This window comes from Mesorhizobium monacense, assembly GCF_056781675.1.
The window spans coordinates 375453-395011 of record NZ_CM165567.1; the positions used below are offsets into that span (position 1 = coordinate 375453).

General features: G+C 60.8%; 18 protein-coding genes and 1 pseudogene. 10 read left to right on the forward strand and 9 right to left on the reverse strand.

All coding sequences use genetic code 11. The annotated features are described in order from the left end of the window. Window positions 1-142 precede the first annotated feature (142 nt). From AC1RUK_RS01755 to AC1RUK_RS01765, 3 genes are all read left to right on the forward strand, one after another. On the forward strand, window positions 143-1243 hold the full coding sequence (locus AC1RUK_RS01755; RefSeq protein WP_481837021.1) for a tyrosine-type recombinase/integrase: 1101 nt from the start codon (window positions 143-145) through the stop codon (window positions 1241-1243). Window positions 1244-1353: 110 nt separating this feature from the next. Next, a complete protein-coding gene (locus tag AC1RUK_RS01760) occupies window positions 1354-1572 on the forward strand; it encodes a MerR family transcriptional regulator (RefSeq protein ID WP_481837020.1) in 219 nt (72 codons plus the stop codon). 24 nt (window positions 1573-1596) lie between these two features. Continuing rightward, complete coding sequence (locus AC1RUK_RS01765) at window positions 1597-2325, forward strand: integrase arm-type DNA-binding domain-containing protein (protein ID WP_481837019.1); 729 nt, start codon at window positions 1597-1599, stop codon at window positions 2323-2325. A gap of 38 nt (window positions 2326-2363) precedes the next feature. On the opposite strand, the gene AC1RUK_RS01770 is transcribed toward AC1RUK_RS01765, so the two are convergent. The 3 genes from AC1RUK_RS01770 to AC1RUK_RS01780 all read right to left on the reverse strand — a co-directional run bounded on the left by AC1RUK_RS01770 (window position 2364) and on the right by AC1RUK_RS01780 (window position 6239). Continuing rightward, window positions 2364-3398: a hypothetical protein gene (locus AC1RUK_RS01770; RefSeq protein ID WP_481837018.1), complete on the reverse strand. Its 1035-nt coding sequence runs from the start codon at window positions 3396-3398 to the stop codon at window positions 2364-2366. Between the two features lie 428 nt (window positions 3399-3826). Then, window positions 3827-5005, reverse strand: a complete 1179-nt coding sequence (locus AC1RUK_RS01775) for an AAA family ATPase (RefSeq protein ID WP_481837017.1) — start codon at window positions 5003-5005, stop codon at window positions 3827-3829. Between the two features lie 52 nt (window positions 5006-5057). Then, the gene (locus tag AC1RUK_RS01780) at window positions 5058-6239 is read right to left on the reverse strand and encodes a hypothetical protein (protein ID WP_481837016.1); all 1182 of its coding nucleotides are present in this window, start codon (window positions 6237-6239) and stop codon (window positions 5058-5060) included. 131 nt (window positions 6240-6370) lie between these two features. On the opposite strand from AC1RUK_RS01780, the gene AC1RUK_RS01785 reads away from it, so the two are divergent. Continuing rightward, window positions 6371-6979 (forward strand): hypothetical protein, encoded by a 609-nt coding sequence (locus AC1RUK_RS01785; RefSeq protein ID WP_481837015.1) that lies wholly within the window; start codon window positions 6371-6373, stop codon window positions 6977-6979. Between the two features lie 172 nt (window positions 6980-7151). Here AC1RUK_RS01785 and AC1RUK_RS01790 read toward each other — a convergent pair whose 3' ends face one another. After that, window positions 7152-7478, reverse strand: a complete 327-nt coding sequence (locus tag AC1RUK_RS01790) for a hypothetical protein (protein ID WP_481837014.1) — start codon at window positions 7476-7478, stop codon at window positions 7152-7154. A 761-nt stretch (window positions 7479-8239) separates the two neighbouring features. Here AC1RUK_RS01790 and AC1RUK_RS01795 point away from each other — a divergent pair. Together AC1RUK_RS01795 and AC1RUK_RS01800 are read left to right on the forward strand one after the other, a co-directional pair. After that, a complete protein-coding gene (locus tag AC1RUK_RS01795) occupies window positions 8240-9196 on the forward strand; it encodes a DUF930 domain-containing protein (RefSeq protein WP_481840172.1) in 957 nt (318 codons plus the stop codon). A 312-nt stretch (window positions 9197-9508) separates the two neighbouring features. Next, complete coding sequence (locus AC1RUK_RS01800; protein ID WP_481837012.1) at window positions 9509-9982, forward strand: cupin domain-containing protein; 474 nt, start codon at window positions 9509-9511, stop codon at window positions 9980-9982. 128 nt (window positions 9983-10110) lie between these two features. Here the strand turns inward: AC1RUK_RS01800 and AC1RUK_RS01805 are convergent, their stop codons facing one another. Both AC1RUK_RS01805 and AC1RUK_RS01810 read right to left on the reverse strand, forming a co-directional pair. Then, window positions 10111-10635 (reverse strand): ATP dependent DNA ligase, encoded by a 525-nt coding sequence (locus AC1RUK_RS01805; protein ID WP_481839624.1) that lies wholly within the window; start codon window positions 10633-10635, stop codon window positions 10111-10113. A 59-nt stretch (window positions 10636-10694) separates the two neighbouring features. Further along, window positions 10695-11087, reverse strand: a pseudogene (locus AC1RUK_RS01810) (ATP-dependent DNA ligase); the annotation flags it as partial. A gap of 506 nt (window positions 11088-11593) precedes the next feature. Between AC1RUK_RS01810 and AC1RUK_RS01815 the strand changes: the two are divergent. Next, window positions 11594-11830 (forward strand): TFIIB-type zinc ribbon-containing protein, encoded by a 237-nt coding sequence (locus tag AC1RUK_RS01815; RefSeq protein WP_436175559.1) that lies wholly within the window; start codon window positions 11594-11596, stop codon window positions 11828-11830. A gap of 302 nt (window positions 11831-12132) precedes the next feature. Here the strand turns inward: AC1RUK_RS01815 and AC1RUK_RS01820 are convergent, their stop codons facing one another. The 3 genes from AC1RUK_RS01820 to AC1RUK_RS01830 form a co-directional block, all read right to left on the reverse strand. Continuing rightward, the gene (locus AC1RUK_RS01820; RefSeq protein WP_481837011.1) at window positions 12133-13695 is read right to left on the reverse strand and encodes a class I adenylate-forming enzyme family protein; all 1563 of its coding nucleotides are present in this window, start codon (window positions 13693-13695) and stop codon (window positions 12133-12135) included. Between the two features lie 158 nt (window positions 13696-13853). After that, window positions 13854-14573 (reverse strand): gamma-glutamylcyclotransferase, encoded by a 720-nt coding sequence (locus AC1RUK_RS01825; RefSeq protein ID WP_481837010.1) that lies wholly within the window; start codon window positions 14571-14573, stop codon window positions 13854-13856. 616 nt (window positions 14574-15189) lie between these two features. Continuing rightward, complete coding sequence (locus AC1RUK_RS01830) at window positions 15190-15924, reverse strand: SDR family oxidoreductase (protein ID WP_366511189.1); 735 nt, start codon at window positions 15922-15924, stop codon at window positions 15190-15192. A 173-nt stretch (window positions 15925-16097) separates the two neighbouring features. Between AC1RUK_RS01830 and AC1RUK_RS01835 the strand changes: the two genes are divergently transcribed. The 3 genes from AC1RUK_RS01835 to AC1RUK_RS01845 all read left to right on the forward strand — a co-directional run bounded on the left by AC1RUK_RS01835 (window position 16098) and on the right by AC1RUK_RS01845 (window position 19532). Next, window positions 16098-16736 carry a GntR family transcriptional regulator gene (locus tag AC1RUK_RS01835; RefSeq protein WP_481837009.1) on the forward strand — a complete coding sequence of 213 codons (639 nt, stop codon included), beginning with the start codon at window positions 16098-16100 and terminating at the stop codon, window positions 16734-16736. Between the two features lie 70 nt (window positions 16737-16806). Continuing rightward, window positions 16807-18342 (forward strand): ABC transporter substrate-binding protein, encoded by a 1536-nt coding sequence (locus AC1RUK_RS01840; protein WP_436172873.1) that lies wholly within the window; start codon window positions 16807-16809, stop codon window positions 18340-18342. Then, the gene (locus tag AC1RUK_RS01845) at window positions 18339-19532 is read left to right on the forward strand and encodes a carbohydrate ABC transporter permease (protein WP_436172874.1); all 1194 of its coding nucleotides are present in this window, start codon (window positions 18339-18341) and stop codon (window positions 19530-19532) included. The genes AC1RUK_RS01840 and AC1RUK_RS01845 overlap by 4 nt, the downstream gene beginning before the upstream one ends. Window positions 19533-19559: the final 27 nt, after the last annotated feature.

Here is a 19559-nt window from a genome sequence, read left to right on the forward strand (position 1 = left end):
AGTGAATTGATATTGCTGCAAGCCCTTGAAAAGCCTAGCGTTCGCATTAAGTCATATCAACTCCCATAAACTCGTATTGCCGTGTTGTGCAATACGAGTACAATACGACCCAGGCTAAAGGCGGAAGGACAGGCGTATAACAATGGCACGGCAACTGACCGAAGAATTCGCACGCAAGGCGCCCGCTCCCGAGAGCGGACAGACATTCATCTTCGACAACAAACTCGCCGGCTTCGCGCTGCGGATCTCGCCGCGGGTTCGCGCCTGGACGATGCAGCTCTATCGACAGGGCAAGTCGCAGCGGGTAACGCTCGGCCTCGTCGGAGAGCTGTCGCTCTCCGACGCCAGGACCAGGGCGATGGCGCTCAAGGCGAAGGGCCTGAAGGGCACACGCGGCCAGCCACAGACCGTTTCCGACCTGTGGGACAGGCTCGTCGCCGAAGACGAACACCGCCTGCGCGACCGCACAAAAACGTTGTACCGAGGCTATTGGGTCAACCATCTCGAGCCGGCGATCGGCGCCAAGAAATTGGCGAAAACCACGCCCGACGATGTGTCGAAAATGCTGGCGAAAATCCCGGGCAATGCGCACGCAAATCGGGTGCACGAAATATCAAAGCGTCTCTTTACCTACGGTAAAGAGCACAACTGGGTTTCTGAGAACCCGGCTGCGAACTGGAAACGGCGCCACGAAACGCCACGCGAATCCTATCTCGACGCCGCGTCGCTGACGGCGCTTTTCGACGCCTTGCCGGTCAACGAAGTCGGAGACGCATTGCGTTACGCGGCGTTCACCGGCGCCAGGATCGGCGAGGTACTGTCGATGCGCTGGTCCGACCTGCGCGACAACGGCACTGTGTGGTCGAAGCCGGCCAGCTCGACCAAGCAGAAGAAAGCCCACATCGTGCCGCTGTCGATCGAGGCGATGATAGTGGTGAAGCGGCAGGAGCGACGCGGTGAATTCGTCTTCAGCCGCGAGGACGGCACGGCGATCCGCAACGCGCGAAAGACCTGGTTGTGGGCATTGCGCCGCAGCGGGCTGACGGGCATCCGCATCCACGATCTCAGGCACAGCCTCGCCTCTGCGATGATCAATTCCGGCGCCTCGCTGGCTCTGGTCGGGGCGGCGCTCGGACATTCGACGCCGGCAACGACGCAAAGGTATGCGCACATTGCCAGGGGAGCGCTAAAGGACGCGCTCGACAAGGCCACCAATGTCGTTCCTATTCGCAAGAATGGGTAAAAACCGACATTGACTTAAACTCGTATGGTTTTGTAAGAAACAGTTCTGCTGGCCAGAGATGATGGGATTTGCCCCCATACCGACGCCGCCTTCACCCGAAAGGCCGCGTCATGAACCCACTCGCCACACCTCCAGAATTCCTCGACGACTGCGCCGACATGGCGGCGATCGCCAAGCGTTTCGGGATCTCGATGCCGAAACTGTATGATTGGATGGAGGAGGGGTTGCCGTCGATGAAGATCGGCCGCAGGCGGCTGATCCACGTCCCGACGGCTGACGCCTGGGTGAAATCCAAGCTGACCGGGCAGGCGGATCGGGGCACTGCCTGATGCCGTTCCTAACCGATCGTCTCATTGCCGAAATTGCGCCGCCATCCGATCGCCAAAGAGATCCTCGTCTGGGACGACAAGGTGATCGGCTTTTGCGTTCGTGTCCGGCATACAGGCCACAAAACCTGGGCCGTCACCTACCGCGATGCAGATCAACGCTCGCGCCGCATCAAGATCGGTCAGGTCGATATTGTCGACGCCGTCACCGCTCGAGCACGGGCTAAAGAATTGCTAGCCCAGGTGACATTGAGCAAAGCTGCCCAGCGAGCGACGAACCAAAAACCGAAATCAAAACAGCCTGTTATTGCACGGCACAATCCTACGCTTCCATCCGCCGCCACCTTGCAAGCTTACATCGACAACGACTTCACGATCGACCCTCGTCAGTTCGTACCAGGAGATCGCCACTACGTTTACGCAATCCGCATCAACAGCGTGCGCCGCTATATCGGCAAGGGGCAGAAAAACCGGGTTTTTCAACATGCCCCCGCCGCATTTGCCCGACTGAGCAAGCTGCATGACGGTACGGCACCACGGCAGGACCGCCGTTTGCTAGCTGCACTGACTGTTCCTGGAGCAGTAGCGAGTTACGAGATTCTTGGCTGGTTTGATGACGCAGAAAACGCCTTCACGTTCGAAGCACGCTGCATTGAACTGCTGGGAATCATCAACCGCAGCGGTCCACTTCTGAACATCATGGATGCTGAATTCAAACGTATTCTGCGAGCTAACGGTCACCAGGCCGGAAGCTAGCGGCCTGACCCCTATCATCCAGCAAGCAACGCAGGCGCTTAGCGCCAGCGCGTGCCCAGAACCTCACCCGAACCCCAGGAATCGCCAGATAGATCTTCGGCCGGTGATTGATCGGCGTCAGCAAGACCGGGGTTTTCTTTACCCCAGTCTTCGACCGCGGAATCGGGGGTCAGATCGGCCTCAGAACGGCTCGCTTTGCCGTCTGGCGGGCTCGCCAGGCGCGATTCGGGCTCTGGCTGGGCTGAGATAGCCTCGACGTCGATCGTCAATGGGCCTTCGCCGCCTGGATTCGTCAACTCGCCGAGATCCTTGACCGGCCGGCGCCGGTCGGGCATCGGCTCGTCCGAAGGGGGCGCGAGGCCCAGCAGAGCCCGCGCAGTGCCTTGTCGGCTATGGGTTGGCGCGCCAACCAAGGCGTCCAGGCGGCCGTGAAGCTGCTCGAGGCCGACAGCGATGTTGATTTCGACGTCAGGCCTGATGCTGCCACCCATTTTTGCCCGCAATTCGTGCGTTCTGACCAAGGCCCCGGACAGGCTGGCGAGGGCGGAATGCTGTTTGGTTACAGCGGCATCGTCGGCCGCGGTGTCGAGACGATCGCTGGTTTTCTTGACGTCCTGGGCGATCGCAGCCGGCGAAAAATAGGCCTGCGGATCGACATCGCCCCGCAACACAGCCTTGGCCAGATCGATCTTCTCACGCTGCATCCGCGCGGCATCGCTCATCTTGCGCGCCGCACGCTCGATCGATTTCACATGCTGGTTCCTGTGCCGGTAGAGCACGTCCTGGGTGATCTTCGCCATCTCGGCCGGGAAGGCTTTCGTCACCCAGCGGTAGACACCAGCCACCTTGTCGCCCTGGATCAGGCGCCGCTCAATCTCACTGCGCAGTTTGTGTGGCAAATCACAGATCTGGCAGCGTGCGCCGACCTTGGCGCCGGCCTTACCGGGGTGGAGGGGCGTCGGGATCTCGATCATGGCTCGGAGTGTAGCCGCGACAGGGGCGAGGTCAACGTCGCGGAAATTGATTGAGAAAAACGCACGGCCCTCGCAGCCGACCCATTGCAGCCGACCCATTTCCGGTTTCCAGACAGGCCGAAGTGATCTCCAGGTTTCCAGACTTTCGAGCAGGTCGAGTTGAACACCTGGTGGGTCGCGTCCCCCAACATGTTTCGTATTTTGTGCAACCAATCTGCGCACACCCGAACGACATCAAACCGGCCAATCTCCAATTACAACCTGCAAGGGAACAGACAATTAGCCAGGCCGGACAATCAAAAACAAAACCTCTCCTTTTCTGCCTGCACACCTGCGAGCCTGCATGAAGGGTCCGAACCGAGACGATCCCGGGGATGCCAAGCATGCAACAGTGTGCGCGGACAGCGCAAAGCTGTCCTCGCGCTCTTGCGAGGATGCTTGTATCCCGTTAGGGATCGGAAAAGATGATCTGCGCACCTTTTGCGAGGATAGTGCGCGGATCTTTAACCACGATCCTCGCAGCCTTTTCAGGTGCCTTCTGGTTGTGCTTTCGGGTACTTGTCACGGTCGATTTTGAGGCACTTCGTGGGTCGCCTGCTACTCCCTCGATGGTTGTGCTCGACCAGGATGCCGGTCTCCAGCCACGTCCTGATCGCCCCCTTGGCTGCGGGTTTGTCGAAGCCCAGCCCATCCATCACCACGTTGCCGGCCCAGCGTTTTTCCGAGCGCACGTCGTCGCAGTAGCGGTCGGCGGTCGGCTGTCCAGCGTCATTGACGACACCGGCATCGATGGTTTCGAGGACCTTGCGGATGTCGCCCGGGTCGACGCCGGCAAACACCCCTGGCGGCGTCCACGGCACCAGCACGCCGACGCCATCGCCAGCATCGCGCATGAAGGACGGTCCGTTGCTCAGCCCGACATTGCGGAACTCGAACCAGTCAACGTTGGCATCTATCGGCGCGAAGTTGGCCTTCGCCACGTCCAGCCTGAGCTTGCCGGCGCGCCCGGCGGCGTCCTTGATGCCCACCAGGCCTGCCTGCGCCTCCGTCATCGACGTCAATGTGAATACCGAACGCGCCGCATTGCCCAGCGCCGAGCCGCCGCGCGCCGCGTCGGCGTCGCCCGGCGTCGGCGTCCCCTTGCGGGTGTGGTGGCACAGCACGCATGCGGCGTTGTTGGCGCGCACCACCTCGCGCAGCAGCGACACGAAGCTCTTGATCGCGATATTGCTGTTTTCGCTTCCGCTCCACAGTTCGACCATCGGATCGAGGATGATGAGGTCGATCTCCTCTGTCGCCACCGTGCGCGCGAACGCGTCGAACATCTGCGTCGCCTTGACGGTGTCGGAACCATCTGCCTCAGCCAGCAGCGGCGCGCCGGGATAGACGAACCTGAACAGCTGCCCGGCAAGGTCCTGCGGCAGGATGCCGAACTGCTTGCATGCCGCGGTGAAGCGGCGGTCGGTCTCGTCACTGTCCTCTTCAGCGCTGAGGAATGCGATGCGCAGCCGGCCCGGAATGCTGAGGCGGCCGTAGTTATGCCCTTTCGCCCCGTTGACGGCCAGCGCAACGACGAAGCTGGATTTACCTGAGCCGCCGGGGCCGACGAGAACGGTGATGTGCCTGCGGATGGCGAAGCGGCCGACCACCCACGCACGCCTCGGGATGTCGGCCTCCGCCGGTGGCAGGTAGGGGACCAGCCGCAAACCGCCGCCATCCTTGCCGTTGCCGCTCCGCTTGCCGGCCTGGTCCCACTGGTCAGGCATCGCTGCCAACTCCTCTCAGCACGAGTTTGAGCATGCCTCGCCAATCGTTGACGTCGATGTCGAACAGCAGGGTGCGGTTTTCGCCGGCTCGGCCGAGGCTCTTGATCAATTCGACCGGGTCCGCAGTTGAGCTGACGTTCAGCAGCTTTGCCCAGTTGGCGAGGATGCCGAGGTCGCGGCGGATAACGGCGTCGAGGCTACCGTCGGTCGCCATGGCGATGCGGCACTCGTAGTCCTTGTATGGCCCATCGACGATGCCGATGACGAACGACACGCCCGATGTCTTGGCGCCCTCGAAGCTCTCGATGTCGCGCGGCAGCAACCTCCCGTGATAGCGTCCGGCCGGGATCACCCCGTGTTGGCGGCAGGCGCTGGCGAGCCAGTCGTCTCCTTCCGGCAAGGGAGGAACGGTCGGGCCTTCTGCAGTGCTGCCCGTCGTCCCGTCCACCGGCGCGGGACCAAGCCAGTCAGGCCAGGACCCGTTGCCCGCCGCAGGTCCGGCCGTGCCCGTCGTTCCGGGGCCGAGGCCCCAATGGAGTGGCGACCTGCCCTCGTCGCGATGCCGGCAGGTCCTGCAGTGCGGCGAGTGCCTGCTGAACGTTGCGCAGAACGGCCAGCCGAACTTCGTCTCCGCATGCTGCTGGCCGATGCCGTCCAGTTTCTCGGCGGTCTCCTCGATGGTGAAGCGTGGATCGCCCATCGACAGCCGCAAGGCGTTGCCCTCCGGGTCGCTGGAGAAGAACGCGCAGACGAGCAGGTCGCGCCAGAACGGCTCGGGATGGCCATTGCCGCCGGTCGCGAAAGCGTCCGCCAGCATCGGGCATTCGCGCGCCGCGAGCTCGAGGTCGACCGGCGGCGCCATGGCCACATTGGCGGTGAAGTTTGCGTTGATGCCCGCCTTGCCGTTCGCGGCTCCGGGCGCCCCTGCGGAATTGCCTCGTGCGACCTGGACGGTGGCGAGCAGGGCGAGGATGCTGTCTGCGCTGCTGCTGCGCTGCTCGGCGACATGGTCCAGCGTGACGGCGCGGACCTTGCCATCCTTGAAGTTTGCCGTGCCGGGCAGCCGCAGCACGCCGGTTGGGTTGACCGTGCACTGGCTGTCGAACTTGAGGTCGTGATGCAGAAGCAGCGCCGCGAACCGCTTGGCGGCATCCTTCCACTCGGCTGGCGACAAGCTGCGGTCAAGAACCCACCAGCAATGCAGGCCGCGCCGGAGACGACGATGATCGTCGGCTCGGGCAGTCCGGCGGCGCGGATCACCCGGGCGAGATCTGCCTTCGCCTCCTTGCGGCTCGCGTAGGCGCCTTGCTTGACGTCGAGGTCGACGCTCAGCGTGATCGAGCCGGCCATGTTCTGTGTCTTGCGGGACCCCTTGCGCTTGCCGTCCTTGACGTAGAACGGCCGCACGAAACTGTTGGTGGTGATGAAGACATGGTTGCCGCGCCCGGCTTGCTCCCTCGCATAGGTGAGCATCTCGGCGATGCCGCCGACCGTCACGCCGTCGACGATTGCCGGTGCGTCGGCATTGACGAACGGTTCCGCCCATTTCGGCCCGTTCGGATTCATGATTGCAAGGAAGAACAGCGCACCTTGTTCGTGCGTCAGCGCCGCGAGCGCGTGTCCCTGCGCCGCGTTTCTGGGATTGTCGATGCTGAACGGCTTGACACCTTCGACCACCGCCCCGCTGGCTGCCGTGATCTCGGCTTCGCTGTAGCCCTCGTCGAGGATTGCCTGCGCGACATCGTCGGTCCGCAGCTCGAGGCCGAGCATTTCGGTGATCCGCGGCAGGCTGGCGATGATCTTGGCCAGCGCCTCGAGGCGGTCCTTGCCTGCCCCGGCCATCTGGCGCAGCGACGCGCATATCGGCTGGACGACCAGCCTGTCGTGCTTGCCCCGATCGGCGGCTGGGTTTGAATTTTCGGGGTTTTGGCTATATATGGACAATTAAGTTGCTCCTGCCTGGGTCTTCGCGCTCCTGCGTGGCTCTTCGCATTTGCGATTTCCCCGGTTGTGCTGACCGGGAGTTTTGGCGTTAAAGACAGTCAGGCCCGCCCGCAAAAGGCGGGCCTTTTTCCTTGGCAATCGGTCAGGGTTCTATCGATCCCCAGTTGCTGGCATCGATGCCGAGATGACGCTGGTAGAATGTCGGCGTGCGCTTCCGCCTTTCCAGCGTCGCGAGAATCCATTCTCGCCCCGCCTCGGGCTCGATCAGCACGATCGAGCTGCCGGCGGTGCCCCACACCTTCGGACCTTTGCCCTTGGCGACGATCTGGCTGAGATAGGAATGTGAGATCGGCAGCCCGTGCAATCCGGCCTGGTACACAAGCTCGCTCATGTTCCACATCGCTGGCAACTCCGGGCTGCGTTCGCGAACGATCCACGCGACCCGCTGCGGCGATTTCCTGTCGGCCATTTCCACACACCTGTTGGTTAACTATCTAATATTGACAAAGACTATGCGCATTAGCATGGTCTGGCAACAGGCAGAGTTTCAATTAGCCCCGGGACATATGTATGTATTGTGTTACAAGATCAGGCCTGCCAACAGGTGGCGATGCGAACTTAACCATCTTTACTCCGGCTTGTCCCTGCCAAAACCAGAAATTCGTAACACAATTAGTTACGAGTATGGACAGACACTTTAACGTTGCGAAACCATGGTGCCGATCAACCCCCACCAGACAACGACAGAAAGTCACCACGATATCGCCAGTCCGGCGTGGGGCGCAGTTCGAGCCAGGATCTTCGCCTCGCGCCTCGCGCGCTGCGAACGCTGCGGGATTTTCGGCAGGCGCCTGGATCTGCATCACAAGCACTATCGCAATTTCGGCCAAACGAGGATCTCGAGATCCTGTGCCGCCAATGCCACCAGGCCGAACACGCAAAGCGACGCTCCGGGGCAGGGCGCATGGCTGCGATCGCCGCTGCCCAGCGCGGCAGCTGGCGCCGCTGAGGGGTCTCAAAACTTGGGCGGGTATATCGTCGGTTCTCGCGACTAGGCGCCCCGAATTGGTTGAGGCGAGCTATTCCGCCTGAGATTACGACACGATAATGCCAACCGTATTCCTCTTTGACGTCCTGCGCGTGGTCATTTAAATCACTAACCTGTCCAGCGGCTGCCCAATCCGGCGGCTATGCTTGATATCACCGCTATTTCATTCCACATCGGTCAGCATGAAGGTCGAGACACGTGAGCGACGTCGGACTTTGCTGTGGGGCTTGTCCGCATCGCTGATCCTGCATGCGCTCATCACCGCGTTCTTGGTCTACGGCCTGCCCAGGCCTCCCCAACAGCCGCAGGAGGAGCAAGCGGTAAATGTCGCACTCGTGCCTCCGCCTGATCAACCAAAACCGAAACTTGCTCCCGCGCCGTCTCCAAAGAATCCCGAGGCCAAAAAGCCGCCGGAACCGAAAGTAGAAAAACAGCCCGAGCGGAATGTTGAAAAGCCGCCTCCGCCGGAAAAGCCGTCGACAATCGAGGTCCTGAAGCCTGTTTTTCAGTTCGGCGACAAGGATACCGGCCCCAGGAAATCTCTGGATGGGGGCAGCGCTCAAGACAACTCGCCGTCGCCGGCCAAGGATAACGATTCGAAGCCACCTGTCGTGCCGAAGGATGCAGAGAACAAAGCTGCCGCGTCGCCAAACTCCGAGGAGCGGGCAAATTCAACCAAGGTCGGCGAGAAATCGGCAGCGAAGGACACCGAGCCCGCACAGGATGTTAGAAGGCCAAGCTCTACAGACGTGGCCGCTGCTATATCGCGGGCTTATTCGGGCCTGCCGGGCGTCCGCAGGCTCTACTCGCAAGGCGCTACCGGCGATGCGGTCGCCACGACCGCGACGGCCGGCGTGCCTCGCGATCAGCGGGCCGGCAAGCTGTGCGCCAGCGCACTGCAACAGGAACTGCTGGACGCCTCTTATTTTCCCGACCTGGTGCCACTTGTTCCGCTGAAGGTGGGCAATATCCTCGACGTCCCCAAGGCCGCTTTCCACACGGGAACAACATGGTATGGTTTAAGCTTCCGGTGCGAGATCGACACCAATGCGACGACGGTCTTGTCCTTCACCTTCCGCGTCGGACCTGCCATCCCGCCCAACGAATGGGCCCGCCTTGGACTACCTAGTCGTTACTAAAGCATTCCGGCGGAAACAGGGTCGTCTGCAATGCTCTAGTGGTGAAAATCTGACACTTGGTACCCGATGCGGAAGACGCCTTTCGACCCATTGCTGCCGCTCGACGACAGCGCCGGGCATGTCCCGTGATGGCCCCCGAGCGGACATTCATTCGCCGGGTTCGCGCTCGCCAATCTTGGCTGGTGATGCGCGGGCGGGAGGGCGCGCCGCCGCCGAGTAAGGAAACGTCCACTTGACGCTGCCGTCGCCCCAATCGCCTAGCTTAGCTATGATATGCTTCCACAAATAATAGCCATTGGGAGGCCCAGCGAAATGTCTACCGATCATCCAGCTTACCTGAACCGTGGCGAGGGACGCACCTACCAGATGGGACGCATTACCCTCACATTTAAAGCCAGCGAGGATGCGGGCTACAGCATCTGTGAGACCGTCGACGCGCCGGGCGGAACCGGAGCTTCTCTTCATCGGCATCCCACATATCAAGAGACGCACATCGTCATGGAGGGAGAATATGAGTTCCAAATTGGCGATCAGATCGTGCGGTTAGGACCGGGTGGCATGGCCTTTATGCCGAAAGGCGTCGTGCACGGGATCAGGAAGATCAGCGAGGGCATCAGCCGCCAATTGATCATAAGCTCCCCCGCCGGTGTGTTTGAGGCATTTGTGGCCGAAGTTGCGGCCGCACAAGTGGACACGGGCAATGCGGATCGTGCCGGATCGCTCGATTTTAGAGCAATATGTGCGAAGCATGGCATTGAGTTCATCGCCGAAAGCGTCCGGCAATGACCGCTAATGGCGCTTTCTTTACGTTCAGATCGACGGCGGCAACGTGAACTTTCCACCCTGAGCGGACTTACCACTCCGGTACCAAGCGTTAGATTTTGACCACTAGCTCCTCGTAGCCTGCAAATCGCTTAGCTTCGGATCTGATCGACCCTGCAGTCCTCCGGCGCCTTGTCGGTGCGCCAGCGGAGCAGCCGCGACCCGTGCCGGAACTGACCACCGCTGATGTGGTCGGCGCTGAGTTCCGCCACGAGCAAAGGCTTCAGCTTGACCATCTTCTGCGTCTTGCCGGTCCAGCGGCTTTTGCCGCCTGGCGATCGCCCGGTGAAGCCGGAGCCACCTTTCAGCGGCTCGAGCACCCTGGCGATCTCGGCCGCGTCGTCATAGACACGCGAATGGCCGACGAAACGCAGCAGGCCGTCGTCGCCGTAGAGGCCGAACAGCAGGCTGTCGATGGTTCCGGTCGCTTCGTCCTCGTAGTAGCCGGCAAGCACCGCGTCGACGGTGTGCCAGATCTTGAACTTGCGCATGGCGCGCTCGCCCGGCCGGTAAGCCTCGTCGAGGCGTTTCGCCACGATCCCGTCGAGCCCTGTGCCTTCGGCCAGCCACTTGCGCGCCGTCGGCTCTGACGTGGTCGCCCTGGACAGCTCGAGCACCGACGTGCGGCCGCCTTGACGAACGCCTTCAGCGCCGCTTTCCGCTGCGATAGAGGCTCGTCCGTGAGACGTCCAGTGTTGTCGGCCAGCAGGTCGAACACGATCAGCCGGGCAGGGAACCTGGACGACAGTTCAGCGACCCGGCTCGCTGCCGGATGCAGGCGCAGCTGCAGCGTCTCGAACGACTGGCCGGGGATGATCAGCTCGCCGTCCAGCACGAAGCGATCAGCCTTGAGACTGGCAAGGCCGGCGACAATCTCTGGGAAGAACCTATTGAGCGACTTTTGCCGCTTCGATTGCAGGTCGACTTTGTCGCCATCCCGGAAGGCGAGGCAGCGGAATCCGTCATATTTTGGTTCGTAAAGCCAGTCCTTGCCGCGTGGAAGCTCATCGACCGGCTCGGCCTCCATCGGCTTCGTGGTGAGCGGAATGATTTTTGAGCCTTTGATCATCCAGCTACGCTACCAATATCCGTGGTTGTTGTGCTTCCTGCAATTCTCGACCGTTGGCAAAAGTTGGAGATTGGCCAGAACGTGACGCCGGAGACGTATTTCCCACATAGAGGGACGATGTGATCGACATTGCACTCGACATCGGTTTCAAGCGTGCGGTCGACAGCCTCTTCGTATAGGGGGCCGCTTTCGACCCGTTGCGGAAGTACGCTTCCCTCGGCTGAACTCACGCCCATGACCCTCTGCTGCCCTTCAAGCCCCGTCCTGGAACGTCCGCTTGGGTGGCAAACAGGCTTTGGTTAGCATTGCTGGGCGGCCATACTGAGGCGGATCATTCGGTCCTGTGGTATGAGACCTGCGTCGCGCAACCGCTCCTTTTCGCTCTTCGGCGCAGCCGTGTGCGATCCTGCCTTGCCTCGAAAATGTGCCAAACCCTTGTGGTCAAAGCGTCTGCCCTCCATCTTCAGCGAGGCAGCGGGTTAAATGACTGAAAGGAGGTGATGGCGATGAAGTGTCCGATCGATGGATCCGAATTGGTAAAGAGCGAGCGTCAAGGCATAGAGATAGATTATTGCCCGAGATGCCGCGGCGTGTGGCTGGATCGCGGCGAGCTTGACAAGATCGTTAAGCGCTCCGGGAGCGAAGCCATGCCTTACGGCACGCCACAGCGCAATCAGCCTTCTCAGCAGCCCTACCAGAAGAAAAGGAAGTCTTTTCTGGGAGAAGTTTTCGATTTTGACTGAGCTCTGACGACGTGGCACAGGGCACCCGGTGTCGTGGCGCAAAGGACCGCTCAGGGTCCGTTCGAGCCATTGGTTGGGCGCCGACCAGACGACCGCTCATGGCGCTCCTTGCTCGTTCTTGGGCAGATGAGCCGAACGGCAACATTCCACACCCAAAGCAGCAGTTCGTTCGACGGCGGTCGAATTCACACCCATGACCCAGGGCAGACGTTCGCATTTTGACGGGGGAGGTCAGCAAAGGGTCGAAAAATGTCGTGCGAGAGGACTCTCGGAACGACTTGGCCGCGTCCAGGAGCAGTCACCTATCCCACCGACTTTTCTCCGGCAATCAGTTGCTCTGCGAGTGGCGCCAGCGTCGCCTTCAGGATCTTGCCGGTCGGGCTGGCCGGAATCCTGTCGAGAATGAATATATGTTGCGGTCGCTTGTAGGCCGCAAGCCGGTCGCGAGCATGATCGCGCAAGGTGGTGGCCTGGAGACGCGAACCAACCCTGGCTTCGACGAATGCGATTACCTCCTCGTTGCCGTCAGCCTTACGACCGATGACAGCGCATTGAATGACATCGGGATGGGCATTGAGTGCTGTTTCAACTTCGGCTGGATAGACGTTGAAGCCGGAGCGGATAATGAGTTCCTTGAGGCGACCAACGATGAAGAGGTAGCCATCCTTGTCCCGACGACCCAGGTCTCCGGTCCGAAACCAGCCATCGCCAACCACGGCTGCGCGGGTTGCCAGATCGTCCCGATAGTAGCCTTGCATGAGATTTGGGCCCCTGATCCAGCTCTCTCCGATCTGGCCGTCGGGAACGTCCATGCCATCGGCCCCTACAAAGCGAACGTCGACGCCCGGTAGCGGCAGACCGATCGAGTCGTCTTCGCGCGGCGAATCGACACGCGTGATCGCCACGTTGGACGAACACTCCGTCAAGCCATAGCCATTGTTGAGCGGCAAGCCGAAGTACCGCTCGATAGAGCGCTTCCAATCGATGTCAAGGGGCGAACCGCCAGCGGAAATGTAGCGGAGGCGCGATGCACGCAACCGCCGACCAGTACTATCGAGATGCTCAAGCAGCTTTGCATACATCGCGGGCACGCCCTGCAGGACGGTGATCCCGGACTGAAGCGAATCTGCAAGCCGGGCGGCATCGAATCGCGGAACCAGCGTGATTCGCGCGCCGGCGTTGATAGTACAGAGGAGGATGGAAGCCAGGCCAAATGCATGTGCGATCGGCACAAGTTGAATGACGTGATCGCTGCGGCCAATTCGGCGCAGGCGGCCCAAGACGGAGGCCGTGAAGAGCAGGTTTCGATGGGTCAGCATCACGCCCTTGGGATTGCCCGTGGTGCCCGATGTGTAGATCATGGCGGCAACCTGGAATGCGCCGGATGATTTGACCGGCTCGGGTGTGGCCGGGAGTCCGGCAACGATGCGGACCGCGCCGGCGATGGTCATCAAACTTATCCCGGCATGGTAGCGGTCGGCATGGGCAGCCGCTTCCTGTGAGACCATATGAGTAAACACAATTGCTCGCGGCTGCGAATGCTGGCAGATGCGATCAATCTCGATGGGCGCCAGGCGCGCATTGACCAGGACAGCCCAGGCGTCCAGTCGGCCGGCAGCAAAGAGAGCCGCGACCGTCACCGCCGAATTCTCGTTCACGATCAGAATACGGTCGCCGCCACGGACACCGGCGTCCGCCAGTGCAGCGGCCATCTCCGAGACACCGTCACGCAGCGCTGTATAATTCAGCGTCTGGCCACTATGATCGATCAGAGCAGGTGCATCGGGCGTCTCTACAGCCCAGAGATCGACAAGATGATGGATACGCTCCGGCAACTCCGTCAGGTCGATCGCACCCTCATCCATCTAATCCACTCGCTGCCGGTTGGCGACAATGAATACCGGGTCGGTTGTCGTCGTCGTCAGACTAGGCTCAACTCCCGTACAACTCCCCAATTCTCCACTCGCAAGCAGGCTTCGGTCGACAGCGCACTGGTCAGCAGCCGACATCAACGATGCTGAAATCATAGCGCCGGTGTTGCAACAACTTCGGAATGAGCGGCAATCCGCGCAGCAACCAGCTCCTGGAGACGCCACAGGTTTCGGTCGTGGACACCTAGGTTCTCTAGTTGTTTGACCGTGTTCATAAGATACTCTGCGCCCGAACCCCAATGACCGACCGCCCTCGAGAGAATCGCCGCTGTTTCCTCCATTGAAAAATTTCCGCTGTAATAGGGACTGGATCGTACGACTGAAAAAACAATGGCCCGGCGCTGTTGGCTACCTGATTGCACTGTAACCCAGCGTGGCCGATTGGTCGGGTGCTCCTTCGATGTTGTTTCGCGCCGCAGCAGTTGATCAAACCGAGCTCGTGCCGTCTTCGCCGCTAGACGCTGGACCACGGCACGGCACGAACCGCCACGGTCAAGCGCCATCATCAGACCCGGATTCTCAGGTGTGCCTCGCCAGCGTGAGATGCGAATGCAAAACTTTCGATGCCACCCATTCAGCAGTGCAATCTCTTGACCGTCGATCTCGCATTCGGGTCTCCACATCAGCGAACCATATGCAAAGATCCACAAGTCGTCGTGAGGTGGGTGGTCTTTCAGTATCTCGTCCGCTAGGCGCTCATAGTCCTCCTCTTCCATTGGCACAAAGCCGGGGTTAGGGCCCGTATCGGGAATTGACCGATGGACCAGAGCAACCAATTCAGGCGTCAGTTTCATACGGCGATTGACAGCCATCCTGGCCAGCCCCTCTTGCGGATGAACTTTTCGTCTAAAGGTTAGTGTACCACAGCTTGCTCGCCTCGACATGTGGGGCGCCTCCGACGCCATCCGCCGTTCATTTTCCCAACGGGGTCCCGTGGCTGATCCTGGGGCGCGAAACAGCGCATTCGTTCTCGAGAGTCGAACGACTGCTCTTGGCGCTACTTGCTGGTTCTCATCTGCGAGACGAAAGGCAACATTCGACCCCGTTGCGGACGCTCGTTCGCAGAAGGCGTACGGTGAAGTTTGACCCGAAGCCGACGTACGTCTTCGACGGCGCGAACGGCAGCTTTGCGCCGCATCTCGGTCATTAAAGTTAGCTGTGCCACTGCCTTAAAGCGGACATTACCGACCACCGCGCTGGAGGTCGCGGGTGCGCCATTCGCGGACGTTTTGTCCGGATTCGGACGAATGGCCGCTGTGTGCCTCAGAAGCGGACCTTCTAACGGCGCTCAATCGATGGACCCCACTCGGGTCATGAGCGCTCGTTGAGACGGTGGGCGAGAGCCACGGGACTCTCAAAGATGCCTATCCTCGCCAGCCCGCAGCAACGGCACTGACTCGTTGCAGTGTCTACGGGAGGGTGGTCGGCTCAGATATCTTGATTCTGTGGCAGCATCACCAGGTCACGGATGGTGACGTTCGGCGGCCGCGTGAGAACCCACAAACAAGCTTCGGCGACATCCTCGGACCGGAGACCCTCGCGCAACCCTGCGCGCCGATCGACCTCTGCAGGATCGGTCACGCCCCACAATTCGTTGAGAACGGTGCCGGGCGCCACCGCCCCGATACGAATGTTGTGCGGTGCGACCTGGCGGCGAACCGTGTGAACGAAAGTCTGCACGGCATGCTTGGACGCGCTGTAGACGGGCTCCCCCCGGAGGGCCTGATGGCCGGCGATGGAGCTGGTCACGATGATGTCGCCCGACCCTTGCGCAATCATACCAGGCAATACCGCTCGCACGCTGCGAAATACGCTGCTCACGTTGACGGCGAGAAGGTTGTCCCAGGCGCTGGGATCGCCTTCTGCGGCTTCTCCGGGAATATAGACGCCCGCATTGGCCATCAGCACATCGACACGACCGAAATGGGCGAGCGTTTCGGCGACCATCCGCTCGACCTCCACTGGCTGGGCAAGATCAATCGACAGGATGAGCGGCGCCGGTCCGATTTCACCAGCGAGCTTTTCTAGCTTGTCGGTCGAACGGGCGGCGAGGGCAAGTCTGGCGCCCTCCGCAGCAAACAGCCGCGCAATCGCTCGCCCGATGCCTGAGCTTGCTCCGGTCACGATGGCAACCTTACCGCGGATCGACTGATTCACGATCATACCCCTCGGTTGGACAACCTTGGATTTTGTCGCATGTGCCAGCTTGTCACGCCATCTAATCATGCTAACATTTAAGTGTCCACGTTGGGCCGCCTTCATGGGAGTGAACGGCCTTGGCCTTTGCGAGCCCTGCCGCTTTGACGCACGTCCGACGCGGCTTGTCGAAAGCGGCGATGGTCTATGAGGACCTTCGCGCCGCCATCGTCGGGCTTACGCTCGAACCCGGCGCCCGCATCGACAAGAACGAAGTCTGCGCTAGGCTGCGCGTGTCGCGCCAGCCGGTGGCCGAAGCTGTGTTGCGTCTGGTCGAGGAGCGCCTGGTCGAGGTCGAGCCGCAGAAAGGGACGTTCGTTGCCCGCATCCGGCTCTCCGACATCGCCGAAGCGGCCTTCGTTCGCCGGGCCCTGGAAGTCGCCACCGTTTACAACATCGCTTCACAAATCGACGAAGCGACACTGGATCGTCTTGACCGCAATCTCGGCTATCAGGCGGCCGCTTTGAGTACGCAAGACTGGGACGAGTTCTATGCGCTCGACGTGCGCTTCCACACCATGTTGTTCGATCGATTGGCCATGCGCCGCATCGCCGAAGCGGTCGAATCTACCCGCGCTCAGGTCGAGCGTACGCGGCGGCTGATGTTGCCAGCGCCCGGCCGCACTCCAGACACCTATCGCGAGCACCGCGCCATAGTGGCTGCGCTGAAGACTCGAGATTCACATAAATCAGCCGCCGCGATGGCCCGTCATCTCGACGCGGTCATGGTGGAGCTGAAGAAATTCGCGGCTCGGCACCCCAATTTGTTCGAGCCGTGAATAAGGCGCCTGGTCAGGCGCGATCGGCGAACCGGTTTCTCGGTGCGCCTTGTAGGGAGGAAGTGCCTTCTTGGGACATTGGACCGGATCACACAAAAGGAGGAACCAAATGGGACGTATTGGAAAGATTGTGAGCCCCCTCGTGGTGGGCGCCATAGGCGTTGCAGGCGTCTTGGCGATGAGCGCTCAATCGGCGGTCGCCGGCGAGTATGACGGGGTCACCATACGAATCCTGACGCGGCCGGGCCCCGTCATCGCCAAGCGCCTTGACGATCACGGCAAGGAGTTCACTAAGGTGACCGGCGCCACCGTTACAGTGACCGAGGTGCCGTTCGCCGAAATATTCCAGAAGACGCTGACCGACTGGGCGACCGGGACCAACTCGATTGACGTTGCCGTTCTCGCGGCGAGCTGGGTGCCGGAATTGGTCGACGGCGGTTTGATCGAGGACCTGTCGCCCTACATCGCCAAGGACGACAAGATTGATGTCGCGGACATTGCGCCGTTCTTCCGCGAATACAACCAGAAGGTCGCCGGCAAGACCTACACCATCACTATCGACGGCGACTTCCAGATGGCCTACTACCGCAAGGACATCCTCGACAAAATGGGCCTCAAGCCGCCGCGCACCTGGGACGAGTATCTTGCGGTTGCGAAGGCGACCAACGGTCAGGATCTGAACGGCGACGGCCAGCCGGATTTCGGCTCGTGCATGTTCAAGAAGCGCAACGCCCAGTCCTACTTCGCCGTTATGTCGTTCGCAGCCGCTTATGTGCAGACGCAGGGGACCGGTGAAGGTATGTTCTTCGATCCGGATACGATGAAGCCGTTGGTCAACAACGAGGCCTGGGCTGAAGCCTTCCGCATCTACAAGGCGACGGGCGAATACGGGCCGCCCGACGAAGCTAATCATGATGTCGGCGACACCCGTGCACTTCTCCAGGCCGGTCGTTGCGCGCAGGTGATCGACTGGGGCGATGTCGGCCCGCTGTCTATCGATCCCGCCGGCGCCGCGATCAAGAACAAGATGGGCTCGATCATCATGCCTGGCACCACCAAGGTGCTGGATCGCGCCACGGGCAAGCTCGTTGCCTGTGATGCCCAACGCTGCCCGCACGCCATTGACGGTATCAACTACTCGCCGTTCGCAGCTTTCGGCGGCTGGTCCGGCGTGATCAACGCTAAGGCGGACGACAAGGTCAAGCAGGCGGCCTATGACTTTCTATCCTATTGCAACCAAGCCGCTCAATCGAACATCGACGTCACCATGGGTTGGACCGGCTACAATCCTTACCGCATCTCGCAACTCGAAAACCTCGCCCCTTGGATTGAGGCCGGGTTCACCGAGGAATCGGCGAACAACTATCTCGGCGCGATCAAAGCCAGCTTGAACAACCCGAATATGGCGTCGGATCTGAAGATTCCCGGAACGGCCGAGTATGAGGGTGTTGTCCTGGATCGGGAACTGGCGCGCTTCATCGCTGGTGAAATCACCGCGGAACAGGCAGTGGCCAACGTCGAAGCTGGCTGGGAGGAAATCACCGAGCAGTTCGGCCGGGACAAGCAGAAGGGCATGTACAAGGCCTCGCTCGGCATTACCAAATGAACAGTGGCTCGGAAGTGACCTCAAATATCGAGGCGTCGACACGTGGTCGGTCGGGGCGTTCCGTCCCGGCCGACCGGTCCAGGGTGACAGAGACGCGAATCCGCCTGAGTGAATGGCTGGACCGCCATTCGGGTCGGCTCTTCATCGCACCTGCAGTCTTCGCGATTTTGCTCTTTTCGGTCTTTCCGACGATTGCTTCCTTGATACTGGCTTTCTCTAGAATGCGTCTTGGTGGTGGCTCGTACACAGTAACCTTTGTCGGCCTGCAGAATTTCAGGAAGCAGCTCTTCGGCAGCGACCAGTTTCATTTCCTCGGCACCTTCACGACTATGAGGCCCCTTGGTTGGGCGGTGACAAGCATCGTCGCGGCCCTTCTCCTATGGTGGCTGTATCGTTACGCTTCGACCGGCTTCAAGATCATCGGTTTTATCGGCCGCCTGATCTCGGCGAGTCTTGCCTTCGCACTTGCGCTTCTTTTTTCGGCGACGCTTCTCAGCGGCAATCCGTTCGGCACATTGGGCGTTACGATTTTCTACGTCTTGGTCGGCTGCACCGTGCAGTTCCTGATCGGTCTCGGCCTTGCGCTGCTCTGCGCCCAGCCTATCAAGGGCCGGACCTTTTTTCGGGTCGTCTTCTTCCTGCCATTGATGATTACGCCAATCAGCATCGGCTATACCTTCCGCATGCTGGCGGATACTACGAAGGGGCCCTTCGCGCCGGCGTGGCAATGGGTCGGACTTGGCAATTTCGCTTGGGCCAGCGACGCTTGGACGGCCCGCCTGTTCATCGTTGTCGGCGATTCGTGGCAGTGGATACCGTTTATTTTCGTCATCCTTCTCGCCGCCCTGGAAAGCGTGTCGCGGGATCTGGTCGAGGCCGGCCAGGTAGACGGCGCCAGCGGTTGGCAGATCTTTCGCGAAATCGCGTGGCCGCAGATCGCCCCCGTCGCGGCGACTGTCATGCTGATCCGCGTCATAGAGGCGTTCAAACTCGTCGACCTGCCCAACATCATGACCGCCGGCGGTCCGGGGATCGCAACCGAGTCGATGACGCTCCATTCCTTCTTCGCCTGGCGTGCACTTAACCTCGGCGATTCCGCGGCGATAGCTTATCTCCTGCTGTTCGTGACGGTTGTGATTTGTGTCTCCTTCTTCAACTACGTCGTCCTTAAGCGGCTCAGGCCAATATGACAGCACAAGGCTCACGGGCTTCCGCAA